The sequence below is a fragment of the Burkholderia sp. BCC1985 genome (assembly GCF_905339915.1).
In the GTDB taxonomy this organism is placed as follows: Bacteria; Pseudomonadota; Gammaproteobacteria; order Burkholderiales; family Burkholderiaceae; genus Burkholderia.
In genome coordinates this window covers 48096-72841 of record NZ_CAJPGY010000017.1, presented here as the reverse complement: position 1 = coordinate 72841, position 24746 = coordinate 48096, and the positions used below count along the sequence as shown (strand labels likewise).

18 protein-coding genes and 1 pseudogene are annotated in these 24746 nt (G+C 68.3%); 5 read left to right on the top strand and 14 right to left on the bottom strand.

Features of this window, described 5'->3' with window-relative positions:
• Positions 1-30: 30 nt before the first annotated feature.
• The 4 genes from pdeR to U4Z31_RS19165 all read right to left on the bottom strand — a co-directional run bounded on the left by pdeR (position 31) and on the right by U4Z31_RS19165 (position 8878).
• Positions 31-2034, bottom strand: coding sequence for a cyclic di-GMP phosphodiesterase (gene pdeR, locus U4Z31_RS19180; RefSeq protein WP_044847286.1), 2004 nt, complete (start codon positions 2032-2034; stop codon positions 31-33).
• Positions 2035-2708: 674 nt separating this feature from the next.
• Positions 2709-6347, bottom strand: coding sequence for a hydantoinase B/oxoprolinase family protein (locus tag U4Z31_RS19175; protein WP_321811079.1), 3639 nt, complete (start codon positions 6345-6347; stop codon positions 2709-2711).
• A gap of 130 nt (positions 6348-6477) precedes the next feature.
• On the bottom strand, positions 6478-7782 hold the full coding sequence (locus tag U4Z31_RS19170; protein WP_044847288.1) for an MFS transporter: 1305 nt from the start codon (positions 7780-7782) through the stop codon (positions 6478-6480).
• 322 nt (positions 7783-8104) lie between these two features.
• The gene (locus U4Z31_RS19165) at positions 8105-8878 is read right to left on the bottom strand and encodes a putative hydro-lyase (RefSeq protein ID WP_321796440.1); all 774 of its coding nucleotides are present in this window, start codon (positions 8876-8878) and stop codon (positions 8105-8107) included.
• A gap of 203 nt (positions 8879-9081) precedes the next feature.
• On the opposite strand from U4Z31_RS19165, the gene U4Z31_RS19160 reads away from it, so the two are divergent.
• Positions 9082-10014 (top strand): LysR family transcriptional regulator, encoded by a 933-nt coding sequence (locus tag U4Z31_RS19160; RefSeq protein ID WP_044847290.1) that lies wholly within the window; start codon positions 9082-9084, stop codon positions 10012-10014.
• A gap of 61 nt (positions 10015-10075) precedes the next feature.
• On the opposite strand, the gene U4Z31_RS19155 is transcribed toward U4Z31_RS19160, so the two are convergent.
• From U4Z31_RS19155 to U4Z31_RS19135, 5 genes and pseudogenes are all read right to left on the bottom strand, one after another.
• A complete protein-coding gene (locus tag U4Z31_RS19155) occupies positions 10076-10402 on the bottom strand; it encodes an antibiotic biosynthesis monooxygenase family protein (protein ID WP_044847291.1) in 327 nt (108 codons plus the stop codon).
• Between the two features lie 64 nt (positions 10403-10466).
• Positions 10467-11380 (bottom strand): annotated as a pseudogene (locus tag U4Z31_RS19150) (YkgJ family cysteine cluster protein).
• Positions 11374-12183 carry a MetQ/NlpA family lipoprotein gene (locus tag U4Z31_RS19145; protein WP_321811078.1) on the bottom strand — a complete coding sequence of 270 codons (810 nt, stop codon included), beginning with the start codon at positions 12181-12183 and terminating at the stop codon, positions 11374-11376. The pseudogene U4Z31_RS19150 and the gene U4Z31_RS19145 overlap by 7 nt, the downstream one beginning before the upstream one ends.
• Entirely contained in the window at positions 12180-13229 is a 1050-nt protein-coding gene (locus U4Z31_RS19140) for a formylglycine-generating enzyme family protein (RefSeq protein ID WP_321811077.1), read from the bottom strand. The genes U4Z31_RS19145 and U4Z31_RS19140 overlap by 4 nt, the downstream gene beginning before the upstream one ends.
• A gap of 10 nt (positions 13230-13239) precedes the next feature.
• A complete protein-coding gene (locus U4Z31_RS19135; RefSeq protein WP_321811076.1) occupies positions 13240-15195 on the bottom strand; it encodes an arylsulfatase in 1956 nt (651 codons plus the stop codon).
• Positions 15196-15466: 271 nt separating this feature from the next.
• Between U4Z31_RS19135 and U4Z31_RS19130 the strand changes: the two genes are divergently transcribed.
• The 3 genes from U4Z31_RS19130 (at position 15467) to groL (ending at position 18282) form a co-directional block, all read left to right on the top strand.
• Positions 15467-16213, top strand: a complete 747-nt coding sequence (locus tag U4Z31_RS19130; RefSeq protein WP_321811075.1) for a hypothetical protein — start codon at positions 15467-15469, stop codon at positions 16211-16213.
• 124 nt (positions 16214-16337) lie between these two features.
• Positions 16338-16628: a co-chaperone GroES gene (locus U4Z31_RS19125; protein ID WP_011356207.1), complete on the top strand. Its 291-nt coding sequence runs from the start codon at positions 16338-16340 to the stop codon at positions 16626-16628.
• A 13-nt stretch (positions 16629-16641) separates the two neighbouring features.
• Complete coding sequence (gene groL / locus U4Z31_RS19120) at positions 16642-18282, top strand: chaperonin GroEL (protein ID WP_044847313.1); 1641 nt, start codon at positions 16642-16644, stop codon at positions 18280-18282.
• A gap of 109 nt (positions 18283-18391) precedes the next feature.
• Here groL and U4Z31_RS19115 read toward each other — a convergent pair whose 3' ends face one another.
• Positions 18392-19543, bottom strand: coding sequence for a porin (locus U4Z31_RS19115; protein WP_044847314.1), 1152 nt, complete (start codon positions 19541-19543; stop codon positions 18392-18394).
• 259 nt (positions 19544-19802) lie between these two features.
• On the opposite strand from U4Z31_RS19115, the gene U4Z31_RS19110 reads away from it, so the two are divergent.
• A complete protein-coding gene (locus U4Z31_RS19110) occupies positions 19803-20417 on the top strand; it encodes a LysE family translocator (RefSeq protein WP_321811074.1) in 615 nt (204 codons plus the stop codon).
• Positions 20418-20510: 93 nt separating this feature from the next.
• Here U4Z31_RS19110 and U4Z31_RS19105 read toward each other — a convergent pair whose 3' ends face one another.
• The 4 genes from U4Z31_RS19105 to epsC all read right to left on the bottom strand — a co-directional run bounded on the left by U4Z31_RS19105 (position 20511) and on the right by epsC (position 24743).
• Positions 20511-22523: a family 2A encapsulin nanocompartment cargo protein cysteine desulfurase gene (locus U4Z31_RS19105; RefSeq protein ID WP_321811073.1), complete on the bottom strand. Its 2013-nt coding sequence runs from the start codon at positions 22521-22523 to the stop codon at positions 20511-20513.
• On the bottom strand, positions 22498-23430 hold the full coding sequence (locus U4Z31_RS19100) for a family 2A encapsulin nanocompartment shell protein (protein ID WP_034205507.1): 933 nt from the start codon (positions 23428-23430) through the stop codon (positions 22498-22500). The genes U4Z31_RS19105 and U4Z31_RS19100 overlap by 26 nt, the downstream gene beginning before the upstream one ends.
• A 135-nt stretch (positions 23431-23565) precedes the next feature.
• Complete coding sequence (locus U4Z31_RS19095) at positions 23566-23787, bottom strand: helix-turn-helix domain-containing protein (protein ID WP_044849007.1); 222 nt, start codon at positions 23785-23787, stop codon at positions 23566-23568.
• On the bottom strand, positions 23784-24743 hold the full coding sequence (epsC, locus tag U4Z31_RS19090; protein WP_044849008.1) for a serine O-acetyltransferase EpsC: 960 nt from the start codon (positions 24741-24743) through the stop codon (positions 23784-23786). The genes U4Z31_RS19095 and epsC overlap by 4 nt, the downstream gene beginning before the upstream one ends.
• Between the last annotated feature and the right edge of the window lie 3 nt (positions 24744-24746).

Here is a 24746-nt window from a genome sequence, read left to right as displayed (position 1 = left end):
CATGCGGCGGCGCCCGTCATGCGGGGAGGCTCAGGCGATCAGCCTGAGCTTTCTGGTTTCCGCGAGCCAGGCCTCGAAGGCCTGGGCCGGCATCGGCCGCGCGAAGTAGAAACCCTGCGCGTGGTCGACGTTGATCTGCTTCAGGAATTCGGCTTCCGCGTGCGTCTCGACGCCCTCGGCGACCACCGAGAAACTCAGCGCCCGCGCGAGCGACACGACCGAGCGCACCAGCGCCTGCGAGCGCGGGTTGCGGTCGATGCCCGTGATGAAGCTGCGATCGAGCTTGATCGAATCGAGCGGCAGCCGCGACAGTTGCGACAGCGACGAATAGCCGGTGCCGAAATCGTCGAGGTGAACCTCCGCGCCGAGCTGGCGGAACTGCTTCATCAGCTCGTGCGCCGCTTCTTCGTCCTCGATGAAGCTGCTTTCGGTGAGCTCGATGTCGACGAGGCTCGGCTTCAACCCGGCGCTGTCGAGGATCGACGCGAACTGATCGACGATGTTCATGTCCTGCAACTGCCGCGCGGACACGTTCACCGCGATCCGCACGTCGAGCCCCTTCGCCTTCCACGCGGCGGCCTGCGCGGCCGCGGTGCGCATCACCCAGCGCCCGAGCGGCGCGATCAGCCCCGATTCCTCGGCGAAGCGGATGAACTCGATCGGCGCGACGAGCCCGCGATCCGGCGACTGCCAGCGGATCAGCGCCTCGACGGCGTGCACGTCGCCGGTCGCGATGTCGACGACCGGCTGGTAGTGCAGCACGAACTGCTCTTCCTCGAGCGCCTTGCGCAGGTTCGTGTCGAGCCACATGTACTTCGCGACCTTCTGGTTCATCTCGAGCGAGAACACGCGGTACGTATGCTTGCCCTCTTCCTTCGCGACGTACATCGCGGTGTCGGCGCTGCGGATCAACGTTTCGAGCGAATCGCCGTGCTGCGGATACATCGCGATGCCGATCGAGCAGCTCGTGTAGACCTCCACCAGCCCGAGGTGGATCGGCGTACGCAGCCGCTCGAGGATGATCTGCGCGGTCGCCTCGAGCAGCGGCCGCGTGCCGTGCTCGAACAGCACCAGGAATTCGTCGCCGCCGAGCCGCGCGAGCGTCGCGCCGGACGGCAGGCAGCCGCCGATGACCGCGGACACGTCCTGCAGCAGGCGGTCGCCGGTGATGTGCCCGTAGTGGTCGTTGACGCGCTTGAAGTTGTCGAGATCGAGGAACAGGATGCCGACCTGGCCGCGCACGTCGGTGCGGTCCGCGGCCAGCGCGACGCGGATGCGCTCGCTGATTGCATGACGGTTCGGCAAGCCGGTCAGCACGTCGGAATTCGCGAGTTCGCTGAGCCGCTGCTGCGCGTTGCGCTCCTCGGTGACGTCGACGCCCGAGCAGATCAGGAACTGCTCGTCGGCGCCGCTGCCGCTCTGCACGAACTTGTTGCGAAACTGGAACAGGCGCGGGCCGTTGACCGTGTTGATGTAGCGCTCGACCTCGAACGCCCGGTTGCTCGCGAAAAAGCCGGTGATGTTGCTGCGCGACTGCGCACCCTGGTCGGGGCTCATGAACAGCTCGAACGCGCTGCGGCCGATCACGTCGACCTCGCGCTTGCCGGTCACTTCCTCGCACAGGCGGTTGAAGCGCTGCACCATGCCGTTGCGGTCGAGGATCACGACGAGCGAATTCACCTCGGACACGACCTGCTCGGCGAACGCGAGCCCGTGCGCGAGGTCGCCCGCGACGGACGCGGTATCGGAATAGGCGGAGGCGGTGCCGGCCCAATTGGCGGTGTCGACCTTCCTGCCGACTAGGTGGAGGCTGACCGGATCGCCGAACAGCGCGAGTTCGAGCACGAGGTGCGACGTGACGCCGGTGAGCGCGCGGATTCGCGCGGCCTGCTCGCCGGTCAGTGCCACCGCGACATTGGTCAGGCCGCGAACGGCGGCCAGCTCGAGTGCATTGCTGTCGCTGCCGAGCCGCCAGCACGGGCTATGCGTACCGAGATGCGCTTCGAGCACGGCGCGATCGTTTTCGTCATCCATGGACACGCCCCGATCCAGAAAAAACGCACAGTGTAGACGGAGGCGAGCCGGCCGCCCCCGATCCCCGCGCGCGCAGTGCGCGTACCCGGTGGGGCAGTCGTGATGACCGTGCCAGTGGCCCTCGTTCCGTACTTGTTTCCAACCAATGCGAACCGGCGTTCGCGCATCTCGCGCGCAGGTTTTCCAAACGAATGATGGAACCCATCTTATCAAATGACGAAGAAGATTGGCACTCACATTTGGAACGGGGTGTCAAGGAATCGGAACTCGGTTGGCATGACGGATTTTTCGTGATCGATGGGAGGCGCGAAGCCGGTGGCGAGCGCGCTGGACCAGAACTGCGGAATCGCCGGAGCGCCCCGCCGGACGGCGGTTTGCGGGAAATCGAGGCATCCCGGCAGCGATGTGTCGGCACGGCACTTCGGCGGGGTCGGATCGCATTGCGCCGCGCGCGGAATCGGGGATTCTCGTTGCCCGTTCGTGCGTGAATGCGCGCCCTTATTCCCAGCGCTGTTGCAACATCGCGTCGATCGATGCGAGCGAATAGATCGCCGGACCGCGCAGCCGATGCAGCAGCATGCATGGAACCGGTGCGATCGCGGCCCGGAATCCATAGAAAGCGGTGCGGCGAGCGCCCCGCCGCACCGCTTTCCGCGTACGTCACACCCCGTCGCTCAGCCCGCCGCGCCGTACCCGCCGCCGCCCGGCGTTTCGACGACGAACACGTCGCCCGGCGCCATCTGCGCGCGGCCGATATGCTCGAGCGTCTCGACCGTGCCGTCCGCCCGCTCGATCGTGTTGCGGCCGAGCGCGCCGGCCTCGCCGCCCGCCGCGCCGAACGGCGCGTGGATCCGGTTGTTCGACAGGATCGACGCGGTCATCGGCTCGAGGAAGCGGATCCGCCGCACCGCGCCGTCGCCGCCGCGCCAGCGCCCGGCGCCGCCGGAACCCGCGCGCAGTCGATGCGAGTCGAGCCGCACCGGATAGCGCCATTCGAGCACCTCCGGGTCGGTCAGCCGCGAGTTCGTCATGTGCGTCTGCACCGCGCCGACGCCCGCGAAGCCGTCGCCCGCGCCGCTGCCGCCGGCGATGGTCTCGTAGTACTGGTAGCGGTCATTGCCGAACGTGAAGTTGTTCATCGTCCCCTGGCTCGATGCGACGCAGCCGAGCGCGCCGTACAGCGCGTTGGTGATCGCCGACGACGTCTCGACGTTGCCCGATACCACGGCCGCCGGATACTCGGGGTTCAGCATCGAGCGCGCCGGCACGATCACCGTCAGCGGCTTCAGGCAGCCGGCGTTCAGCGGGATGTCGTCGCCGACCAGCGTGCGGAACACGTACAGCACCGCGGCCATGCAGACGGCCTTCGGCGCGTTGAAGTTGTTGTCGAGCTGCGCGGACGTGCCGGTGAAGTCGATCTCCGCGCGGCGCGCGGCGCGGTCCACGCGGATCGCGACGCGAATCTCGGCGCCGTTGTCGAGCGGATAGCGATACGCGCCGTCCTGCAGCGCGCCGATCACGCGCCGCACCGCTTCTTCCGCGTTGTCCTGCACGTGCCCCATGAACGCGAGCACGACGTCGCGGCCGAACTGCCCGACCATCCGCCGCAGCTCGTCGACGCCCTTCTGGTTCGCCGCGACCTGCGCGCGCAGGTCGGCCATGTTCTGCTCGACGTTGCGCGCCGGATAGCGGCCCGATGCGAGCAGCGCGCGCGTGTCGGCATCGCGCAGCACGCCCGCCGACACGAGTTGCCAGTTGTCGATCAGCACGCCCTCTTCGTCGATGTGCGTCGAATCGGGCGGCATCGAGCCCGGCGTCGTGCCGCCGATGTCCGCATGGTGGCCGCGCGAGCCGACGTAGAACAGCGGCGTGTCCGAGCCGTCCGCGAACACCGGCGTGATGACGGTGACATCCGGCAGGTGCGTGCCGCCGTGATACGGGTCGTTCAGCATGAACACGTCGCCGTCGCGCATGCGGCCGCGGTTGCGCTCGATCACCGTGCGGATGCTCTCGCCCATCGAGCCGAGATGCACGGGCATGTGCGGCGCGTTCGCGATCAGGTTGCCGTCGCCGTCGAAGATCGCGCACGAGAAGTCGAGCCGCTCCTTGATGTTCACCGAATACGCGGTGTTCTGCAGCCGCAGCCCCATCTGCTCGGCGATCGACATGAACAGGTTGTTGAAGATCTCGAGCCGCACCGGATCGGCATCGGTGCCGAGCGAGCGGCGCGTCGGCAGCGGCGTCGTGCGGGTCAGCACGAGGTTGCCTTGCGCGGTCATCTGCGCGCGCCAGCCGGGTTCGACGACGGTCGTGCCGTTCTTCTCCGCGACGATCGCCGGGCCGTCGATCGTGTCGCCGGCCAGCAGCGAGTCGCGCACGTACAGCGCCGCGTCGTGCCATTGCCCGCCGGAATGGAAACGCACGGCGCTGTGCGCGCCCGGCGCCGCGCCCGCGTCGCGCGGCACGAGCGGTGCGATCTCGACCGGCGCATCCGAGCGGCCGATCGCCTCGACCGATGCCAGCTCGGCGACCAGCGGCGTGCCGGGCATCAGGAACGCATAGCGCTGCCGGTACGCGGCCTCGAACGCCTGCTGCATCGCGACGACGCTGCCGGCCGGCACGTCGAGCGCGGAATCGGTGCCCTGGTAGCGCAGGTGCACGCGCCGCTCGGTCGCGATGCGCTCCGGCGCCACGCCCTGTTCGAGCAGCGCGCCGACCGCGTCGTCGGCCAGCCGGTCGAGCGCCGCGTTCAGCGCCGGCAACGATTCATCGGACAACACGGCTTCCACCGCGCGCTCGCGCATCGCGGTCTGGTCGGCGAGCCCCATCCCGTAAGCGGACAGCACGCCCGCGAGCGGATGCGCGAACACCTGCGTCATCCCGAGCGCGTCGGCCACGCCGCACGCGTGCTGGCCGCCCGCGCCGCCGAACGTCGTCAGCACGTAGCGCGACACGTCGTGGCCGCGCTGCACCGAGATCTTCTTGATCGCGTTCGCCATGCTGCCGATCGCGATTTCCAGGAACCCTTCGGCCAGCGCCTCGGGCGTGTCGCGCCGCCCGGTCGCCGCGTGAATCTCGTCGGCGAGCGCCGCGAATTTCGCGGCCACGCCGTCGCGGTCGAGCGGCTGGTCCGCATGCGGGCCGAACACGCGCGGGAAGTGATCGGGCTGGATCTTGCCGAGCATCACGTTGCAGTCGGTCACCGTCAGCGGGCCGCCGCGCCGGTAGGCGGCCGGCCCCGGGTTCGCGCCGGCCGATTCGGGCCCGACGCGCAGCCGCGCGCCGTCGAAGCCGAGCACCGAACCGCCGCCGGCCGCGACCGTGTGGATGCTCATCATCGGCGCGCGCATCCGCACGCCGGCGACCTGCGTCTCGAACACGCGCTCGAATTCGCCGTTGTAGTGCGACACGTCGGTCGACGTGCCGCCCATGTCGAAGCCGATCACGCGCTCGAAGCCGGCCGCGCGCGCGGCGCGCACCATCCCGACGATGCCGCCGGCCGGGCCGGACAGGATCGCGTCCTTGCCCTGGAACGCGTCGGCGCGTGTCAGGCCGCCGCTGCTCTGCATGAACTGCAGGTTCACGCCGGGCATCTCGTGCGCGACCTGCTCGACGTAGCGGCGCAGGATCGGCGACAGGTACGCGTCGACCACCGTCGTATCGCCGCGCGACACCATCTTCATCAGCGGCGACACCTCGTGCGACACCGACACCTGCGTGAAGCCGATCCGGCGCGCGAGGTCCGCCAGCGCGCGCTCGTGCGCGGTGTAGCGATAGCCGTGGATCAGCACGATGGCCAGCGCCTGCACGCCCGATTCGAACACGCGGCGCAACGCCGCTTCCGCGCGTTGCGCGTCGAGCGGCACGACGACGTCGCCGTGCGCGCCGATCCGCTCGTCCACCTCGACGACGGTCTCGTACAGCGCATCGGGCAGCACGATGTCGAGATCGAACAGGCGCGGCCGGTTCTGGTACGCGATGCGCAGCACGTCGCGAAAGCCGCGCGTCGTCGCGAGCGCGGTGCGTTCGCCCTTGCGTTCGAGCAGCGCGTTGGTCGCGACCGTCGTGCCCATCTTCACCATGTCGACACGCTCGGGCGTGATCGGCTCGCCGTCGGCGAGGCCGAGCAGGTGGCGGATGCCGGCCACGGCCGCATCGCGATACTGCTCGGGATTCTCCGACAGCAGCTTGTGCGTGACGAGCGAGCCGTCGGGCCGGCGCGCGACGATGTCGGTGAAGGTGCCGCCGCGGTCGATCCAGAATTGCCAGCGCGCGGCGTCGGAGGAAACGGGGAAAGTGTGTCGGTCAGTCATGGCGATGAACTCGATGCGTCGTTGAACGAAGGACGAGCGCCGCCGCACGGCGCGCGTCGCGCGCCGCGTGAGGGCTTCGATGAAAAGGGAGCGGTAGAAAGGCGGCGGGCGGGCGCCCGCCCATGCGGCGTTATGCGGCGTCGAGTTCGCGGCCGCGCGTCTCGGGCAGCGTCAGCGCGGCGACGATCAACACGCCGTAGGCGGCGACCGCGAAGATCCCGATGCTCGCGCCGAGCCCGTAGTGCTTCGACAGCGCGCCGATCAGGAACGGGAACAGGGCGCCGATCGCGCGGCCCACGTTGTAGCAGAAGCCCTGGCCCGAGCCGCGCACCCGCGTCGGGAACAGCTCGGTGAGGAACGCCCCCATCCCGGAGAAGATGCCCGATGCGAAGAAACCGAGCGGGAAGCCGAGCCACAGCATCGACGCGTTCGTGAGGTGCAGCACCGGCGACGTGTAGGCGAACGCGATCACCATCGAGCCGAGCGCGAACAGGATGAAGTTCGGCTTGCGGCCGAGCCGGTCGGTCAGGTACGCGCTCGTCAGGTAGCCGACCCACGAGCCGAAGATGATCATCGCGAGATAGCCGCCGGTGCCCATCACGGTCAGGTGCCGCTCGGTCTTCAGGAACGTCGGCAGCCAGGTCGTGATCGCGTAGTAGCCGCCCTGCGCACCGGTGGTCAGCAGCGCCGCGCGCAGCGTCGTCGACAGCAGTTTCGGCGCGAAGATTTCGGTGAGGCGCGGCGCGTCGGCTACCTTCGCCTGCGTGGCCTTCTCCTTCTCGTAGACGTCCGGCTCCTTCACGTAGCGGCGGATCACGACCACCAGCAGCGCCGGCGCGAGGCCGACGAGGAACAGCGCGCGCCAGGCCTGTTCGGCCGGCAGCACCGAGAACAGCAGCGCATACAGCAGCGCCGACAGCCCCCAGCCGATCGCCCAGCCCGACTGCACGAGGCCGACCGCCTTGCCGCGATCGCGGGCGCGGATCACTTCGCCGATCAGCACCGCGCCGGCCGTCCATTCGCCGCCGAAGCCGAAGCCCATCAGCGCGCGCGCCGCGAGCAGCTGGTGATAGTTCTGCGCGAGCCCGCACAGCGCGGTGAACACGGCGAACCACAGCACCGTCAGCTGCAGCGTGCGCACGCGGCCGATCCGGTCGGACAGGATGCCCGCGATCCAGCCGCCGAGCGCCGACGCGAGCAGCGTCATCGTGCCGATGAAGCCGGCGTCCGCGAGCGAGATGCCCCAGGTCGCGACGAGCGTCGGGATCACGAACGACAGCATCTGCGTATCCATCCCGTCGAGCATGTAGCCGACCTTGCAACTCCAGAACGCGCGGCGTTCGCGCGGCTGCGCGTCCGCATACCATCCGAACAGGCCGTTGCGTGCGGGGCCCGCGGGGTCGGCGGCGGGCGCCGCGAGGGTCTTGCTTTCCATGGTGAAGCTCCTGTCGAAATATGCGGTCGAGACCGTGCGTGTGGTGCGTGTCGTGCGTGTCGTGTTTGTCGTGCGCTTCTTGCGTCGTGTGTTGCTTGCGTCGTGTGTTCGCGTGGTGTGTCGGCGTCGTGCGTTGCTTGCGTCGTGCGTTGCTTGCGTCGTGCGTTTGCTTGCGTCGTGCGTTGCTTGCGTCGTGCGTTGCTTGCGCGCGTCGCGCTGCGGCTGCGCGCCGCCCTCCGGCCGGGCGGATCGTCTGCGGTCGCGGCATGCCGCCGCGTCGGGGCCGGACCGGCGCCCGTGCGGGCCGCCGGCTTCGGTCGGGTCAGAACACGGCCAGCGACGCGTTCGTGATGTCGGTCATCAGCATGTAGCCGGGCGTATGCGCGATCGCGAGCGGCAGCTTCGCGTCCATCAGCGCGGTTTGCGGCGTCACGCCGCACGCCCAGAACACCGGCAGTTCGCCGTCGCGCACCGTCACCGCGTCGCCGAAATCGGGCGCGCCGAGATCGGCGATGCCCAGTTCCTGAGGATGGCCGATATGGACCGGCGCGCCGTGCACGCCCGGGAACCGGCTCGTGATCTGCACCGCGCGGATCGCGTCGGCGCCGCGCAGCGGCCGCATCGACACGACCAGCTGGCCGCCGAAGATTCCCGCGCGCCGGTTCGGAATCGTCGTACGGTACATCGGCACGTTGCGCCCCTCCTCGATGTGGCGCAGCCCGATCCCTTCGCGCGCCAGCATGTCCTCGAACGAGAACGAGCAGCCAATCGCGAACACGACGAAATCGTCGCGCCACAGCGCTTCGAGCGATTCGACCCGCTCGGTCAGGCGCCCGTCGCGGTAGACGTTGTAGCTCGGCACGTCGGTGCGGATGTCGAGATCCTCGCCGAGCACGTCGAGCCGGAACGCGCCGGGTTCCCCGACGCCCAGCAGCGGGCACGCCTTCGGGTTCGCCTGGCAGAAGCGCAGGAAATCGTGCGCGTACGCGTTCGGCAGGATCGCGAGATTCGCTTGCGCGAACGGGCCGCACTGGCCGGCCGTCGGGCTGCGGAACGTGCCGTTGCGCACGGACTGGCGGAATTCGGAAGGCGTCATGATGGTCGCGGGCAGATCGATAGGTCGTCGGAATGACGGTTGCGTCAGCGGATACGGCGAAGAATAGAAAAGAAAAAATTTTGTCGCCAACGAGTTTTTTTGCGCCGCGTGTATAGAATTTCTTTACACGAAGCCGGGTTTTCCCCAGTCCCGTTCATTTTTTCAGCGGGGCAAGCTGCGCGCCCAACGCCTTGCCGACCGCCATGAACACGCGTTTCCTCGAAACCTTCGTCACGCTCGCGAAGCTGCGCAACTTCCGCACGACGGCCGCCGCGCTGCATGCGACGCCGGCCGCGATCTCGCAGCGCCTGAAGGCGCTCGAGGACGAATTGCAGACCGTGCTCGTCGATCGCGACAGCCGCGAATTCCGGCTCACGCCGAACGGCGAGTACCTGCTCGGCTATGCGAAGGCCGTCGTAGAGGCGACGCACGAGCTGCAGGCCGCCGCGGCCGGCGAAAGCGCGCTGCGCGGCAAGCTGCGGCTCGGCGTGATCGAGACGGTCGTGCACAGCTGGCTGCCGCATTACCTGCGCCGCCTCGCCGCCGACTATCCGCAACTGGAGATCGACCTGACCGTCGACGTCAGCGTCGTGCTGCAGCGCCGGCTGATGGCCGGCGAACTGGACCTGATCATTCGCGTGGAGGGAAGCGACGAGGCGTCGGTCGTCTGTGACGCGCTCGCGAACTATCCGGTGCGCTGGATCGCGCGCGCGGGGCTGCTGCCGACTGCGCGCACCGGCCTCGCGCGGCAGGTGCTGCGCCAGCCGATCCTGACCTACGGGCGCGGTACCGCGCCGCACCGCGCGCTCGAGGACATCGTGCGCACGCTCGCGCACGCGCATGGCGTGCCGCTGTCGGAGACGCGCATCACCGGCTCGCCGTCGATCTCGGTGATCGTGCAGCTCGTGCGCGACGGCTTCGGCGTCGCCGCGATTCCGGTGCTGTTCGTGGATGCGCTGATCGCGAGCGGCGAGGTCGTCGAGCTGCCGCTGCAGCCGTCGCCGCCGTCGATCGTCGTGTCGATGTCGCGGCGGGCGGACGCGCCGAAGTTCGTGCATGGCGCGTCGATCGCGGCGCGCGCCGCGTGTCACGAGTATTGCGAGAAGAGCAACCGGCTGCTGGTCGAGGCGCTTTGATGTGGTGTGGGAATGCCGGGCGGTCACGCACGGCGCCTGAAGCGCCCGTTCGGCGATCGCCTTACGCCGGCTGCCGCGCATGCGGCTGCGCAAGCTTGCCGTCGCCGTACTCGCGCAGCACCTGCGAGATCACCACGCGATAGCCGTCCAGCCAGCGCGCCTGCTTCGCCTTCGCTTCCAGATGCGCGGGATGCTGCATCAACTGCCGCAGCGCCGCCTCCGATTCCCAGTAGTAGACGTTCTGGATCAGCCCCGCCTCGGCGTTCTCCCACGTCTCCTCGCCGAGGTAGCCGGGCGTCGCGCGCGCCATGTCGGCGATCTGCCGGTCGAGGCGGTGGAATTCGTCGTCGTATTGCCCTGCACGGAAAATGAAGGTCGATGCGTACATGCGCGCCCCATCGGAGACGGTTGAAAGAGCGCAAGTGTAAGGCACGCGCGGCGTGCCGCCGGTGTCACGCGGTGAGCGCGGTGGAAGCGTGCCGATCGTCGAGCCACGCGTCGATGCGCGGGGCGTCGGTGCGCGTGCCCGCCGTGGCGGCCGATCGTCGAGACGACGGCGTGCGAGTGCCGCCTCGATACGTGCGTCGATCAACGCGCGCTGCGCGTCGATGAAGTCGATGCACAACGCGCGGCAATGCGCGGACACCGATGCGACGGCCAGCAGCACCGGCACGATCGACATCGTCAGGTAACCGCCGGGCGCAAGCCGCGCCAACGCCGCGCGCACCTGCGGTCCGCCGTCGATCAGCGATGCGAACACCGCGTCACGCCATACCGCACGCTCGAACGCGAGCGCATCGCGAAACGTGTCGAGCGCCGCGCGGTCCGCGACCTGCCCTGCCGTCACGAGCGGCAGCGCCGACGCCATATCGAGGGAAGCCGTGCCGCCGTCCGCGCCGACGATGCAATTCGCACCGAGCCACGCCGTCTCGTCGCGCCGCCCGGCGAGCACGCGGGATTGCAGGCGGTCCGGCAGCATCGGATCGAGCGGCACGGCGCCGCAGATCGAAGGCTTGTCCGCATGCACGCTGCAGCGGCCGTCGTCGGCCAATGCAGGACAGCGCCCGAGCGACGGATAGTCGTAGCCCTGAAGCGTCAGCGCAATCCATTCGTCGTTCGCGCTGCGTGCGCGGTGGAACAACGCGTTCGCGAGCGCATCGCAGGCGGCGATGTCGTCCGCGTCGAGCGCATGCTCGCGTCCGCCCGCGCGCGTTCGTTCACCGATTCGCCGCTTCGGCACACGATGGATCGTCAGCGCGCCGACGAAGCGGTGCCGATGCCGGAACAGTTCGCGCAACGACAGCGTCGGCGCGCTGTTGCAGCAGCGGCCGCACGCATTGCACGCGAGGCGATAGTCGTCTACCACGGCCGCCGCACCGAGTCCTGGTAGCGCGTCAGGATGAAATGCGCGACGTCGTCCGAGTGATACGCGGCGACGAGCTGCGCGACCCACGGCTTCGTGCGGTCGGCGTCGCGCACGGTCAGCACGTTCGCATACGGCGAGCGCGCATCCTCGAGATTGATGCTGTCGCGCGCCGGTTGCAACCCCGCGCGCGCGGCGTCCTCGTAGTCGATCGCGACGAACGCGGCCGAGTCGAGCGCCGCATGCAGCCGGTCGCGGCGCAGCGCGACGAACTTCAGCGCGAGCCGGTTGCCCGTCACGTCGCGCAGCGTCGCATGCAGGCCGGCCTGGTCGCGCAGCGTCACCAGCGTATCGTTCTGCAGCAGCACGAGCGCGCGAGCCATCCCGCGCGAATCGGCCGGGATCGCGACCGTCGCGCCCGGCTGCAGTTCGTTCAGACTCCTGATCTTGCGCGAATAGAGCGCCATCGGCAGCGTGACGGTCGGCGCGACGGCGTTCAGTGCATGACCTTTCGCCGTGCGCGTCGCGGCAAGGCGCTGCGCGTCCTCGAAGCTCGCCGCGTCGATCCTGCCGTCGGCGAGTGCAGTATCGATGCGCGACGCGTCGTCGAATTCGACGACGTCGACGCTCAGCCCGCGCGTGGCGGCGACACGCTTCACCTCGTCCAGGATGTCCGCATGCACGCCGCGTGTCACGCCGACGCGGATCGTCGACGTGACGGTTTCGGCCGCAACGACCCAGCCCGAATGGGCGACACCGCATGCAACGATCAGCGACGCGGCAACGCAATGCATCACCCGCTTCATGACGCATCCCTCAGAATCGTGCGGAACCCGATATGCGATGCACCGAGATCCGCTTCCTGCTGCTCGCGCGACGACGCGCGATAGCGCACGCAGTAATCGCGCGAGCACAGGAACGAGCCGCCCTTGATCACCATCGGCGTGTCGTGCCGCCGCGTCGGCGGTGCGACGGCCGCCGTGTCGCCGTTCGTGTGCGATTGATGCGGGCCCGTGTACGTGTCCTTCGTCCATTCCCATGCGTTGCCGATCATGTCGTACAGGTGGAAACCGTTCGCCGCATAACAGCCGACCGGTGCCAGGCCCGCGTGGCCGTCCTCGGCCGTATCGAGCACCGGGAACGCGCCCTGCCAGTAGTTCGCGGCCGGCTTGCCCTGCGCGTCGCGCGGCGCCGCATCGAGCGACGCGTCGTCGCGACCGGCCTTGCCCGCATATTCCCATTCGGCTTCGGTCGGCAGATCGCGGCCGAGCCAGCGCGCATACGCGAGCGCGTCGCGCTGCGTGACGAGCGTGACGGGCAGGTTGCCGAGCCTGTCGACGCTGCTGCCGGGGCCGCGCGGCTGCCGCCACGATGCGCCCTTCACCCAGGTCCACCACGCGAGGTCGCGCGCGTTCAGCTCGTCGCGCGTCGGCACATGAAACACGGCCGCGCCGCCCTGCTGCTCGGCCTCGGTCACATAGCCGGTCGCCTGCACGAACGCGGCGAACTGCGCGATCGTCACGTCGGTCTGGTCGATCCAGAAGCCGCCGACGCGCGTCTTGCCGTCGCCCGCCGGACGCTCGTCCGCATAGCCGCGTGTGCTGCCGAACACGAACGCGCCGCCGCTCAGGTGCACCATCCCGGCCTTCGGGTCGTCGCGCCACTTCGCGGGCAGGCCCGAGTAGCGCTCGCACTGCCGCTCCGAGCCGAGCGGCACGAGCGGGCGGCCGCGATTCGCGTCGTCGAAGGCGCCGGCGGGCGACGCCGACGGGCTCGCGTAGCCGACGGCAAACGCAGCCGCGAACAGCGTGGCCGCGAGCGCCGCGCCGAGTGTCCGGAAGCGGAACCGCATCGTGCCGTCCTCAGTAGTAGCCGCGCGGACGCAGCGGTTCCACCCCGCCGACGTTGCTCATGTACGTCTTCCACTGGTCGACGAGCGTGCTGATCACCGACGGGTTCTGCGCCGACACGTCGGTCGTCTCGCCGCGGTCCGCCGCAAGGTCGTACAGCTGCCAGTGGCCATCGAGCGGCCCGAGCGGCGGTTCGGTCCACAACGCCTTCCAGCGACCGTCGGCGCTGCGCAGGTATGCGCGGCCGTACGCTTCGTCGCCGAACGGCGTGGTATGCACCTCGCCCGTCGCCGAGCCGGTGAGCACCGGCAGCAGCGACTGGCCCGTCGGCGGATAGACGTAGCGGTTGTTGTAGACGACCTTGCCCTTGTTCTGGTCGACGCCCGTCAGCGTGTTCACGAGCGGCGGCGCCGGCTGCGACGGCGGCGTGACGCCCGCGACCGCGAGGAAGGTCGCCGTGTTGTCGGTCACGTGCGTGAACGCGCGCAGCGTCGGCAACTGGCGTGTCTGCCCCGGCAGCCGCACGATCGTCGGCGTCGACACGCCGCCTTCGGCCGAATAGCCCTTCGTGAGCCGGAACGGCGTCGCGCTCACTTCGGCCCAGCGCAGCCCGTACTGCAGCCGTTGCGCGTTCTGCTTGCCGTTGTCGGTGCCGAGCGTCGAATAGACCGGATCCTGCCCGTTCGCGGTGTCGGTCGCCGTCGGGTCCGCGCCGGAGTCGATCGGCCAGCCTTCCGCGCCGTTGTCCGACTGGAACATGATGAAAGTGTTGTCGTATTCGCCGATGTCCTTCAGGTGCTGGATCAAGCGGCCGATGTTGTAGTCGAGGTTCTCGACCATCCCCGCGTAGATCTCCATGTAGCGCGCCTGCGCACGGCGCTCGGCCGGGCTCAGGCTCGCCCACAGCTTGTCGACCTTGCCGGTGCCGTAGTCGCTGTAGCCGTCGGCGGCCGAATGCACGGCGCTGATGTACTTCGCGTTCGCGGTGCCGTTGTTCGCCGTTGCCGGCGACGCGGCCGTCGTTTCGGGCAGGCCGTCGAACGGCTTGAAGTCGGCGGGGATCAGGCCGAGCGCCTTCTGCCGCGCGATCCGCGCGCTGCGGATCGCATCGTAGCCGGCGTCGTATACGCCCGCGTACTTGTGCAGCCACGGATCCGGCACCTGCAGCGGCCAGTGCGGCGACGTGTAGGCCGCGTACGCGAAGAACGGCTTGCCGTCCTGCCTGTTCGCATCGATGTACGAGATCAGCTTCTGCGTATAGAAGTCCGTCGAGTAGAACACGGCCGGATTGCCGCCTGCGCCGCCCGGCTGTCCGGGCTGGCCCGGCTGCACGTAGCTGCCGTCTTCCGTGTAGTTCGACGAGCCGGCCGGCTCGTGCGCGAAATGGTTCGTCGCCGCGCCGCCGAGCAGCACGTAGCTGCGCTCGAAGCCCCACTGGTCGGGCGTCTGCCCGCTGCCCGTCGCACTGCCGACGATCCCCGATCCGATGTGCCACTTGCCGGCGATGTACGTGTGATAGCCGGCGTCCTTCAGTAGTTGTGCGAACGACAGCGCGCGATCGTTCAGGTAGCCCTCGTAGCCGGGCAGCCCGCGCCGCTCGTCGGTCGGCACGCCCATCGTGCCTTCGCCGACGAGGTGGTGATCGGTGCCGGAAATCAGCATCGCGCGCGTGATCGCGCAGACGGTGCCCGTGTGGTGGTTCGACAGGATGCGGCCCGACGCGACGAGCGCGTCGAGGTTCGGCGTGTTGATCTCGCCGCCGAATGCATGGATGTCGGAATAGCCGAGATCGTCGGCCATGATGTACAGGATGTTCGGGCGCTTCGCGGCCTGCGGCGGTGTCGCGGCGGACTGCGACGGCGCATCGCTGTCGACGCCCCCGCACGATGCGAGCGACAACGCGCCGGCAATCGCGGCGCAGACGACACGGAAACGGAAGGCATGCAACGGCGACGCGGACTTTTTCATTTTGTCGAACGCTCGATTACGGATCGGCGATCTTAGCGGCGCTCGCGCGGCGCCCAAAGTCGGATTCGTCACATGCTAACGGGGAGCAGGAATATGCACGGCGGCCCACGCTGGCCCGTGCTGCTCATCCCCGATATCGAGATAGGAAATGAAATTCCGAACGCATAATCCGATCGCATACCGCGATGAAAGCATGCGACCGCATATCGTTGTCGGTCGAAAGCACAACGCGTGTATGCCGCCCGACCGTGAAATGTTCATCGGAGACCTCATGTTGAAAATCAAGGAACTACTGGAAACCCTCTCTACGCTCGAGCCTTACCGGCCGGCAAAAGCATTGTCGATTGAGCGAGCGCGGAAGGGCTCGATACTTCTGCTTGCTGGCGGCGGCATTTGTTTCCTGCTGCTCCTCTTGATGGTGGCATGGCACAAACTGGCGCCTGCAGAGTGGCAAAAGGCGCCGGCCTTGGCGCTCTATGCGTTCACCGTGGTCCTGAGCCTTCTCTCTCTCATCGTTGAGCCCATCGTCGGCGTCATGCAGATGTTTCGCTGGAAACAGGAAGCGCTGGATACGCTCATTCGCGAGATAGAGACTGATGAGAAAAGCGCCCGGCTTCTGAACAGCTATGCCGACAACACACTGAAATACGCGCAGCATTGCCTGCAACTCAAGGTGAAGCGCCTCGACTCACGCGTCGTTTCATTCTTCGGCGGAGGTACGGCGGCCTATGCGCTTCTTGCCATCACGCTCACCAATATCAAAGATGCGGGCGGATTGCCGTGGCTGCGGAACACGCTGACGAACGGATTCGTCTCCGGAAACTTCAGCAATACGGCGATTCTCTGGGGTATCGCGCTGGTTTTCGGTCTGTCCGTCGGCTCGATGATGCTGAAGCGCGTCCAGTCGCGCTTCGCTTACCAACTCGAGCTAATCGAACTGACGCTGTTGCGGCGAACGTTGGAGAACGCGGAAAAGAACACACAGCGTTCAGCAGCGCTGTCGGGTGATCGTCCATAGCGCATCCACGCAAATGCATTTCGGAATCCGTTATTGGATCGCGCCGCCACGCGTTTTTATACTCGTCAGCACTCTCTGCTAAAGAGTGCCAGCCAATTTCGACACAACAGAACAGGACGGACAGATGAGCCTACGCCCCTTGCACGACCGGGTCATCGTGAAACGACTCGACCAGGAAACCACCACCGCCTCGGGCATCGTGATCCCCGACAGCGCCGCGGAAAAGCCCGACCAGGGCGAAGTGATCGCCGTCGGCCCCGGCCGCAAGGACGCGGACGGCCAGCGCATCGTGCCCGACCTGCAGGTCGGCGAACGCGTGCTGTTCGGCAAGTACGCGGGCCAGGCGGTCAAGGTGGACGGCAATGAATTCCTCGTGCTGCGCGAGGAAGACATCGTCGCGGTCGTCAATCAATAACGGAGTGCAAATCATGGCAGCGAAGGAAATCATTTTCAGCGACGTCGCACGTGCGAAGCTGACCGAAGGCGTCAACATTCTCGCGAACGCGGTGAAGGTCACGCTCGGGCCGAAGGGCCGCAACGTCGTGCTCGAACGCAGCTTCGGCGCACCCGTCGTCACCAAGGACGGCGTGTCGGTCGCGAAGGAAATCGAACTCGCGGACAAGCTGCAGAACATCGGTGCGCAGCTCGTGAAGGAAGTCGCGTCGCGCACCAGCGACGCCGCCGGCGACGGCACGACGACGGCCACCGTGCTCGCGCAGGCGATCGTGCGTGAAGGCCAGAAATACGTCGCGGCAGGGCTCAATCCGCTCGACCTGAAGCGCGGCATCGACAAGGCGGTGGCAGCGGCCGTCGACGAGCTGAAGAAGATCAGCAAGCCGACCACCACCAGCAAGGAAATCGCGCAGGTCGCGACGATCTCCGCGAACGGCGAGGAATCGATCGGCCAGCGCATCGCCGAGGCGATCGACCGCGTCGGCAAGGAAGGCGTGATCACCGTCGAGGACGGCAAGTCGCTCGCCGACGAGCTCGACGTCGTCGAAGGGCTGCAGTTCGACCGCGGCTACCTGTCGCCGTACTTCATCAACAACGCCGACAAGCAGATCGCCGAGATCGAGAACCCGTACATCCTGCTGCACGACAAGAAGATCTCGAACATCCGCGACCTGCTGCCGGTGCTGGAGCAGGTCGCGAAGTCGGGCCGGCCGCTGCTGATCATCGCGGAAGACGTCGAAGGCGAAGCGCTCGCGACGCTCGTCGTGAACAACATCCGCGGCATCCTGAAGACGGTCGCGGTCAAGGCGCCGGGCTTCGGCGATCGCCGCAAGGCGCTGCTGGAAGACATCGCGATCCTGACCGGCGGCCAGGTCGTCGCCGAGGAAACGGGCCTCACGCTCGAGAAGGCGACGCTCGCCGAACTCGGCCAGGCCAAGCGCATCGAGGTCGGCAAGGAAAACACGACCGTGATCGACGGCGCGGGCGACGCGAAGAACATCGAGGCGCGCGTGAAGCAGATCCGCGTGCAGATCGAGGAAGCGACCTCCGACTACGATCGTGAAAAGCTGCAGGAACGCGTGGCGAAGCTCGCGGGCGGCGTCGCGGTGATCAAGGTCGGCGGCGCGACCGAGATCGAAGTGAAGGAGAAAAAGGACCGCGTCGACGACGCGCTGCACGCGACGCGCGCGGCCGTCGAGGAAGGCATCGTGCCGGGCGGCGGCGTCGCGCTGATCCGCGTGCGGCAGGCGATCCGCGCACTCAAGGGCGCGAACGCCGACCAGGACGCGGGCGTCAAGATCGTGCTGCGCGCGCTCGAGGAACCGCTGCGCCAGATCGTCACGAACGCGGGCGAGGAAGCGAGCGTGGTCGTCGCGAAGGTCGCGGAAGGCACGGGCAACTTCGGCTACAACGCGCAGACCGGCGAATACGGTGACCTCGTCGAGTCGGGCGTGCTCGATCCGACCAAGGTCACGCGCACCGCGCTGCAGAACGCGGCATCGGTCGCGGGGCTGCTGCTGACGACCGACGCGACCGTGTTCGAAGCGCCGAAGGATGCGGCGCCGGCCGCGGTGCCGGGCGGCCCGGGTGCGGGCGGGCCCGGGTTCGATTTCTGACATCGCTGTGCGCGGCCGCCCGAACCGGGCGACCGCGCTTCGATCCACGACGCGTGGCGGCACCGGTCGCCACGCGTTTTTTCATGCGTGAACGCCGCGCGCGCCGTCGTCAGAACATCTGGCGCAGGCCGATCGCGGCCCCGACGTTGTTGGTCCTGCCGATCTGGTCGACCTTGCCGGTGAGCCGGTTGGTGGCGCCCGGATAGTCGGCCGCGAACGCGCCGTTGCCGCGCGCGAAATCGACCGTGCCGTATACCTCGGTGTGCTTCGACAGCGCATATTCGGCCAGCACGGTCGCCGAGTAGTTGATTCCGGAGCCGAGCGTGCCGTCGAGCCGCTCCGCATTGCGCGCGTGGCCGTAATAGCCGGCCACCGTGATCAGCAGCGGCGCGGTAGCCTGCCAGTTCGCGCCGACGTAGAACGTATCGTCGATACGATTCGGGCTGCCGCCACCGAGCGTGGGCGCGCCGGCCTGCTGCATGTTGAAGTCGGTCGTGCCCGTCTTGTCCTGCCCGTGCAGCCAGCCGGCCAGCAGGCGCACGGACGGCGTGACCTGGTACGCACCGCTCACGTGCAGGAAGTTCACCTTCGCGCCGTTGACCGCGCTGCCGTTCACGGACGACACCGAGGTCTGCTGGAAGCCGGCGTTGATCGACGCGGGCCCTTGCGCGTAGGTCAGCTCGACACCGTACGTGCTGTCGAGACCCATCGCACCGGCATGATTGCCGAACCCGTAGATCGCATCGACGCTGAAGCCGTTGGTCGAGAACTTGTACTTCACCGAGTTCGCCACCGTCAGGTAGTTGCCGATGCCGTTGTACGCCCAACTGTCCTGCCAGTAGTCGCCGACGGTCATCGGGTCGAACACGTCGCCCATCGTGTCGTACAGCGGCGCGTACTGGTTGCCGAAGGTCAGCGAGCCGTACCGGTCGCTCGCCAGGCCGACGTACGCCTGCCGGCTGAACAGCGTGTTCGCGACGTGCAGCCTGCCGTCGCCGAGCTCGAAGCCGTTCTCGAGACGAAAGATCGCCGCGAGGCCGCCGCCGAGATCCTCGCTGCCGCGCAAGCCCCAGCGGCTGTGCGTTTCCGGGCCGACCGTCATGCCGACCAGGTCCCGGCCGTCGGGGCCGGCGTTAGTCTGATAGCGGATCGCCGTATCGACGAGGCCATACAACGTGACGGAACTCTGCGCAAAGGCGGGTGATGCCGCTGCTACGGCGAACACCGCGCCGACACCACCGGATACGACGATGCGGTTCATGAAAGGCCTCCCTGAGCGATTGATTTTGTAAGCACTCCGACAGCATTTGCGGCTGGCGGACGGTACTGCGCTCGGGAGAATAATCGGTCATATTCGCGACACCTATTGCCGATTCCGGATTGCACCTTTCCAACGCGCTCAACAATGACGGCGGCGTGCGGCGCACGCTCGCCGGCCGGTGCCGAAACGACCGCGAGGCGCCATCGACGGCACGCCGGGGTAAGATGAACGCTCCTTCCGCCGCTTCGCCGCCCGCGCCATGTCGACCACCATCAACACCCTGCTGCCGCTCGCCGGCGTCCTGCTGCTCAGCGTGGCCAGCCCCGGCCCGAACTTCGTGATCGTCACGTCCACCGCGCTCGCGCAGCGCCGCGCCGGCGTGATGACCGGGCTCGGCCTCGCCGCCGCATCGGGCACCTGGGCCGCGATCGCGATTGCCGGCGTCGGCCTGCTCGTGACCCACGTCGCCTGGGTGCACACCGCGCTGCGACTGGCAGGCGCCACGTACCTGATCTGGCTCGGCCTGAAGATGGTGCTGAGCGCACGCAAGCCGCTCGCCGTGTCCGCGCCGCCCGCGTCCTCCGGCTGGCAGGCCGCGAAGAAGGGCTACGTGGTCAGCATGACGAACCCGAAATCCGTCGCGTTCTACGGCAGCATCTTCGCGTTGATGGTGCCGGCGCATACGCCGGTGTGGCTCGATCTCACGGTCGTCGTGCTGTCGATCGGGATTTCGGGCGCGTGGTACTGCGCGATGGCGCTGCTCGCATCGCATCCGTCGGTGCGCCGGCTGCTGATCCGGCGCAAGGCCGTGCTCGACACGACGGCCGGGCTGCTGCTGATGGGGCTCGGCGGGCGCATGCTGGCCGGGCGCTGAGCGCCGCCGCGCTGTCGCATCGCCACGAAAAAAGGCCGCTTGCGACACCCCGTTGCCGGGAGTCGCAAGCGGCCTTTCCGCATGCCGCTCGCCTCAGCGCCGTGCCGCCAGCCTTCTCACGACGCTCACGAGCGCATCGACCTCATCGCACGTGTTGTAGAACGCCAGCGACGGCCGCACCGTCGCCTCGAGCCCGAAGCGCCGCAGGATCGGCTGCGCGCAGTGATGCCCGGAGCGCACCGCGATGCCCTCTTCGTTCAGCGCCTGCCCGACTTCCTCGGTCTCATAGCCCTTCAGCACGAACGACAGCACGCTCGCCTTGTCGCGCGCGGTGCCGACGAGCCGCACGCCCGGCACCGGCGCGAGCACGCTCGTCGCATACGCGAGCAGGTCGTGCTCGTAACGCGCGATGTTCTCGATGCCGACGCGGCTCACGTAGTCGAGCGCCGCGCCGAGCCCCACCGCATCCGCGATGTTGCCGGTGCCGGCCTCGAAGCGGTTCGGCGGCGGCTGGAACACCGTGCGCTCGAACGTCACGTCCGCGATCATGTTGCCGCCGCCCTGCCAGGGCGGCATGTCGTCGAGGATCGCGCGCTTGCCGTACACGACGCCGATCCCGGTCGGCCCGTAGATCTTGTGTCCGGAGAACACGAAGAAGTCCGCATCGAGCGCCTGCACGTCGACGCGCATGTGCGAGATCGACTGCGCACCGTCGACCAGCGCCTTCGCGCCCGCGCGATGCGCGAGTTCGACGATCTCCTTCACCGGCACGACCGTGCCGAGCGCGTTCGACACCTGCGTGACGGACACGATCCTGGTGCGGTCGTTGAGCAGCTTCCGGTATTCGTCGAGCAGCACCTGCCCCGAATCGTCGACCGGAATCACGCGCAGCTTCGCGCCTTTGAGTGCGGCAAGCTGCTGCCACGGCACGATGTTCGCGTGATGCTCGAGGTTCGACACGATGATCTCGTCGCCTTCGCCGACGTTCTGCACGCCCCACGTCTTCGCGATCAGGTTGATCGCCTCGGTGGTGCCGCGCACGAACACGATCTCGTCCGGCGACGACGCGCCGATGAAGCGCTGCACCGTTTCCCGCGCATGCTCGTACGCATCCGTCGCACGGCCGGCCAATGCATGCGCCGCGCGGTGAATGTTCGAGTTCTCGTGCGCATAGAAATACGCGAGTCGGTCGATCACGGCCTGCGGCTTGTGCGTCGTCGCCGCGTTGTCGAACCAGACGAGCTGCTTGCCGTTCACGCGCTCCTGCAGGATCGGGAAATCGCGGCGGATCGCGTTCACGTCGAACGGCGGGTGTGCGCCGCGATACAACTGACCTTGCGGCTCGGCCGCGCGCGTATCGTCGATGAAGTAACGCGGCACCTCGCCGCCCGATGCGCGCGACACCGGCACGTCGCGCTGCACGGCGAGCAGTTCGCGCAGCGCATCGTCGCCCGGAAGCCCGAACGCTTCCGGCGACGCGAGGCCGTTCGACGGCACGACGATGTCCTGCGGCGTCGCCTGCCAGCCCTGCCGCGAGCCGTCGGTGAAGTAAAACGGCGACGCGGCCGGCGCGGCCGGCACCGCGCCCTCCGACACCGCCGCCTGCGCCTGCGGCACGCCGAGCGCCGCGCCGCCGACGCGCGGCTCGAACGCGGGCGCGATCGACACCGCGTTGTCGGGCAGCCCGTTCTGCGCGGCCGCGTGCGGCGCGAGCGCGGGCACGCGATTGCCGAGCGACAGCACGTGCGTCGGCGCGGACGGCGCGAGGTTCGTGCCGGGCGCCTTGCCTTGCGGCAGCGCGAGGCCCGGCACGCCGGTGCCCGTGCCGCCCGGCCCCGCGAGCGGCGAGCCGCCCGGCGCCGGATTGCTCACCGACGCGAGGATCGGCGCGGCAGCCGGCAGCGCCGACGGCACGCCGCCGACCGCCCCGCTGCCCGCCGACAGCCCGGGCGCGGTGGCCTGCCCGGGCGGCGTCGCGAAGAACTCGGACGCGAGCCGCGCGAGCGCCGCCGGGTCGGGCAGGCCGGCCGGCAGCGGCGCGTGCGGCAACGCGAGCGCGTCGCTGCCGGCCGAGCCGGGATTAACGGTAGGTGTCGGGATAGTCATGGTACTTGGCGATTTCGACGTCATCGAGGACAGCCAGCGCATCCGGCGAATGGACCGCGAGCGAGCAGTACAGCGAGATCAGGTACGACGCGATCGCCTGGTTGTTGATCCCCATGAAGCGCACCGACAGGCCCGGCCCCTGCTCGCCCGCGACGCCCGGCTGATAGAGGCCGACCACGCCCTGGCGCTTGTCGCCGACGCGCAGCAGCAGGATCTTGGTCTTGCCGTCCGCGACCGGCACCTTGTCCGACGGGATCAGCGGAATGCCGCGCCACGTGAGGAACTGCGAGCCGAACAGGCTGACCGTCGGCGGCGGCACGCCGCGCCGCGTGCATTCGCGGCCGAACGCGGCGATCGCGAGCGGGTGCGTGAGGAAGAACGCCGGTTCCTTCCATACCTTGGTCAGCAGTTCGTCGAGGTCGTCCGGCGTCGGCGCGCCCGTCAGCGGGAAAATCCGCTGTTCGTCGGTCACGTTCGCGAGCAGCCCGTAGTCCGGGTTGTTGATCAGCTGGCTTTCCTGCAGTTCCTTGATCGTCTCGATCGTCAGGCGCAGCTGTTCCTTGATCTGGTCATGAGGACTGCTATAGAGATCGGAGATCCGCGTATGTACGTCGAGCACCGTGCTCACCGCGTTCAGGAAATACTCGCGCGGCTGTTCCTCGTACGGCACGAAGGTCTGCGGCAGCACGCTTTCGTCCTCGAGCTGCGTGCACGCGGCGCGCACGGCTTCCGGGTTCTTCACCTGGTTCAGGCGGTAGATGCCGGCCTCGACCGGCACCCACTGCAGCAGATGGGTCAGCCAGCGCGGCGTAATCGTGGAAAGCTGCGGGACGGTCTTGGTAGCGTTCGCTAGTTGGCGGGCGGCGTGATCGCTCAGCGCGGCCGTGCCGCTTGCAACGGTCGACATGTGTGGCTCCGGGTTCTTAAGATGAAAAACGGGATTGCTTATGACGCTGGGTGATTATCGGAAGCACGCACCTGCCGGCTCAACATGCTATAGCCGTCACGCGGCACCACCGAACGGGAAAGGAAGCGGAATGCGTCAGGCGACGGACACGCCGGGCAACAGCGTCGAGATCGACACGTCGAACGCGCGCGCGATCTTGTCGGCGGTGACGATCGAGGCGATCGCCTCGCCGCGCTCGATCTCGCCGACGTACGAGCGGTTCAGCCCCGCGTGTTCGGCGAGCTGCTCCTGCGACCACGTGCGCGCCTCGCGCAGCTTGCGCACGTTGGCGCCGAAGTGCTGGATCAGGTCGCTCATGTCGTCACCTGTGCGTCGGGCACCGGCTCGGCCGGCTCGCTCCGCGCGCGCGGCGCGGCATTCGCCTCGCTGCGCAGCACGGCCTGCGTGATGTTCGCGCCCGCCGGCACGTCCTGCGTGAGCCACACGTTGCCGCCGATCACCGCGCCGCGGCCGATCGTCACGCGGCCGAGGATCGTTGCGCCCGCATAGATCACCACGTCGTCCTCGACGATCGGATGGCGCGCGAGCCCCTTCTCCAGATGACCGGCCGCATCGCGCGGGAAGCGCTTCGCGCCGAGCGTGACGGCCTGGTACACGCGCACGCGCTCGCCGATGATCGCGGTCTCGCCGATCACGACACCCGTGCCGTGGTCGATGAAGAAGCCGCCGCCGATCCGCGCGCCCGGGTGAATGTCGATGCCGGTTTCCGCATGCGCCTGCTCGGCGATGATCCGCGCGAGCAGCGGCAGCCCGAGCCGGTACAACTCGTGCGCGAGCCGGTGGTGGATCATCGCGAGAATGCCGGGATAGCACAGCAGCACTTCGTCGACGCTGCCCGCCGCCGGATCGCCGTGGAACGCGGCCAGCACGTCGCTGTCGAGCAGCCGGCGGATGTCGGGCAGGCGTGCCGCGAAGGCCTGCACGGCGGTGGCGGCCGCTTCGTCGATCTGCGCGTCGGCGTTGCGTTGCCGCGCCGCGTAGCGCAACTCGAGCGTCACCTGCGCAAGCAGCGCGTTCAGCGCCGCGTCGAGCGCGTGGGCCACATAGAAGTTCTCGCTCTCCTGCCGCAGGTCGGGCGGCCCGAGCCGCATCGGGAACAGCACGCCCTTGAGCGCGCCGATGATCTGTGCGAGGGCCTCGCGCGCCGGCAGGTCGCGCCCGCCCGGTTCGAGCGAGCGCCGCTGCTTCTCGCGCCACGCGCGGCGCACGGTCTGGAGCGACTGAACGATGTCGTCGATATCGAATGCGGCCATGCT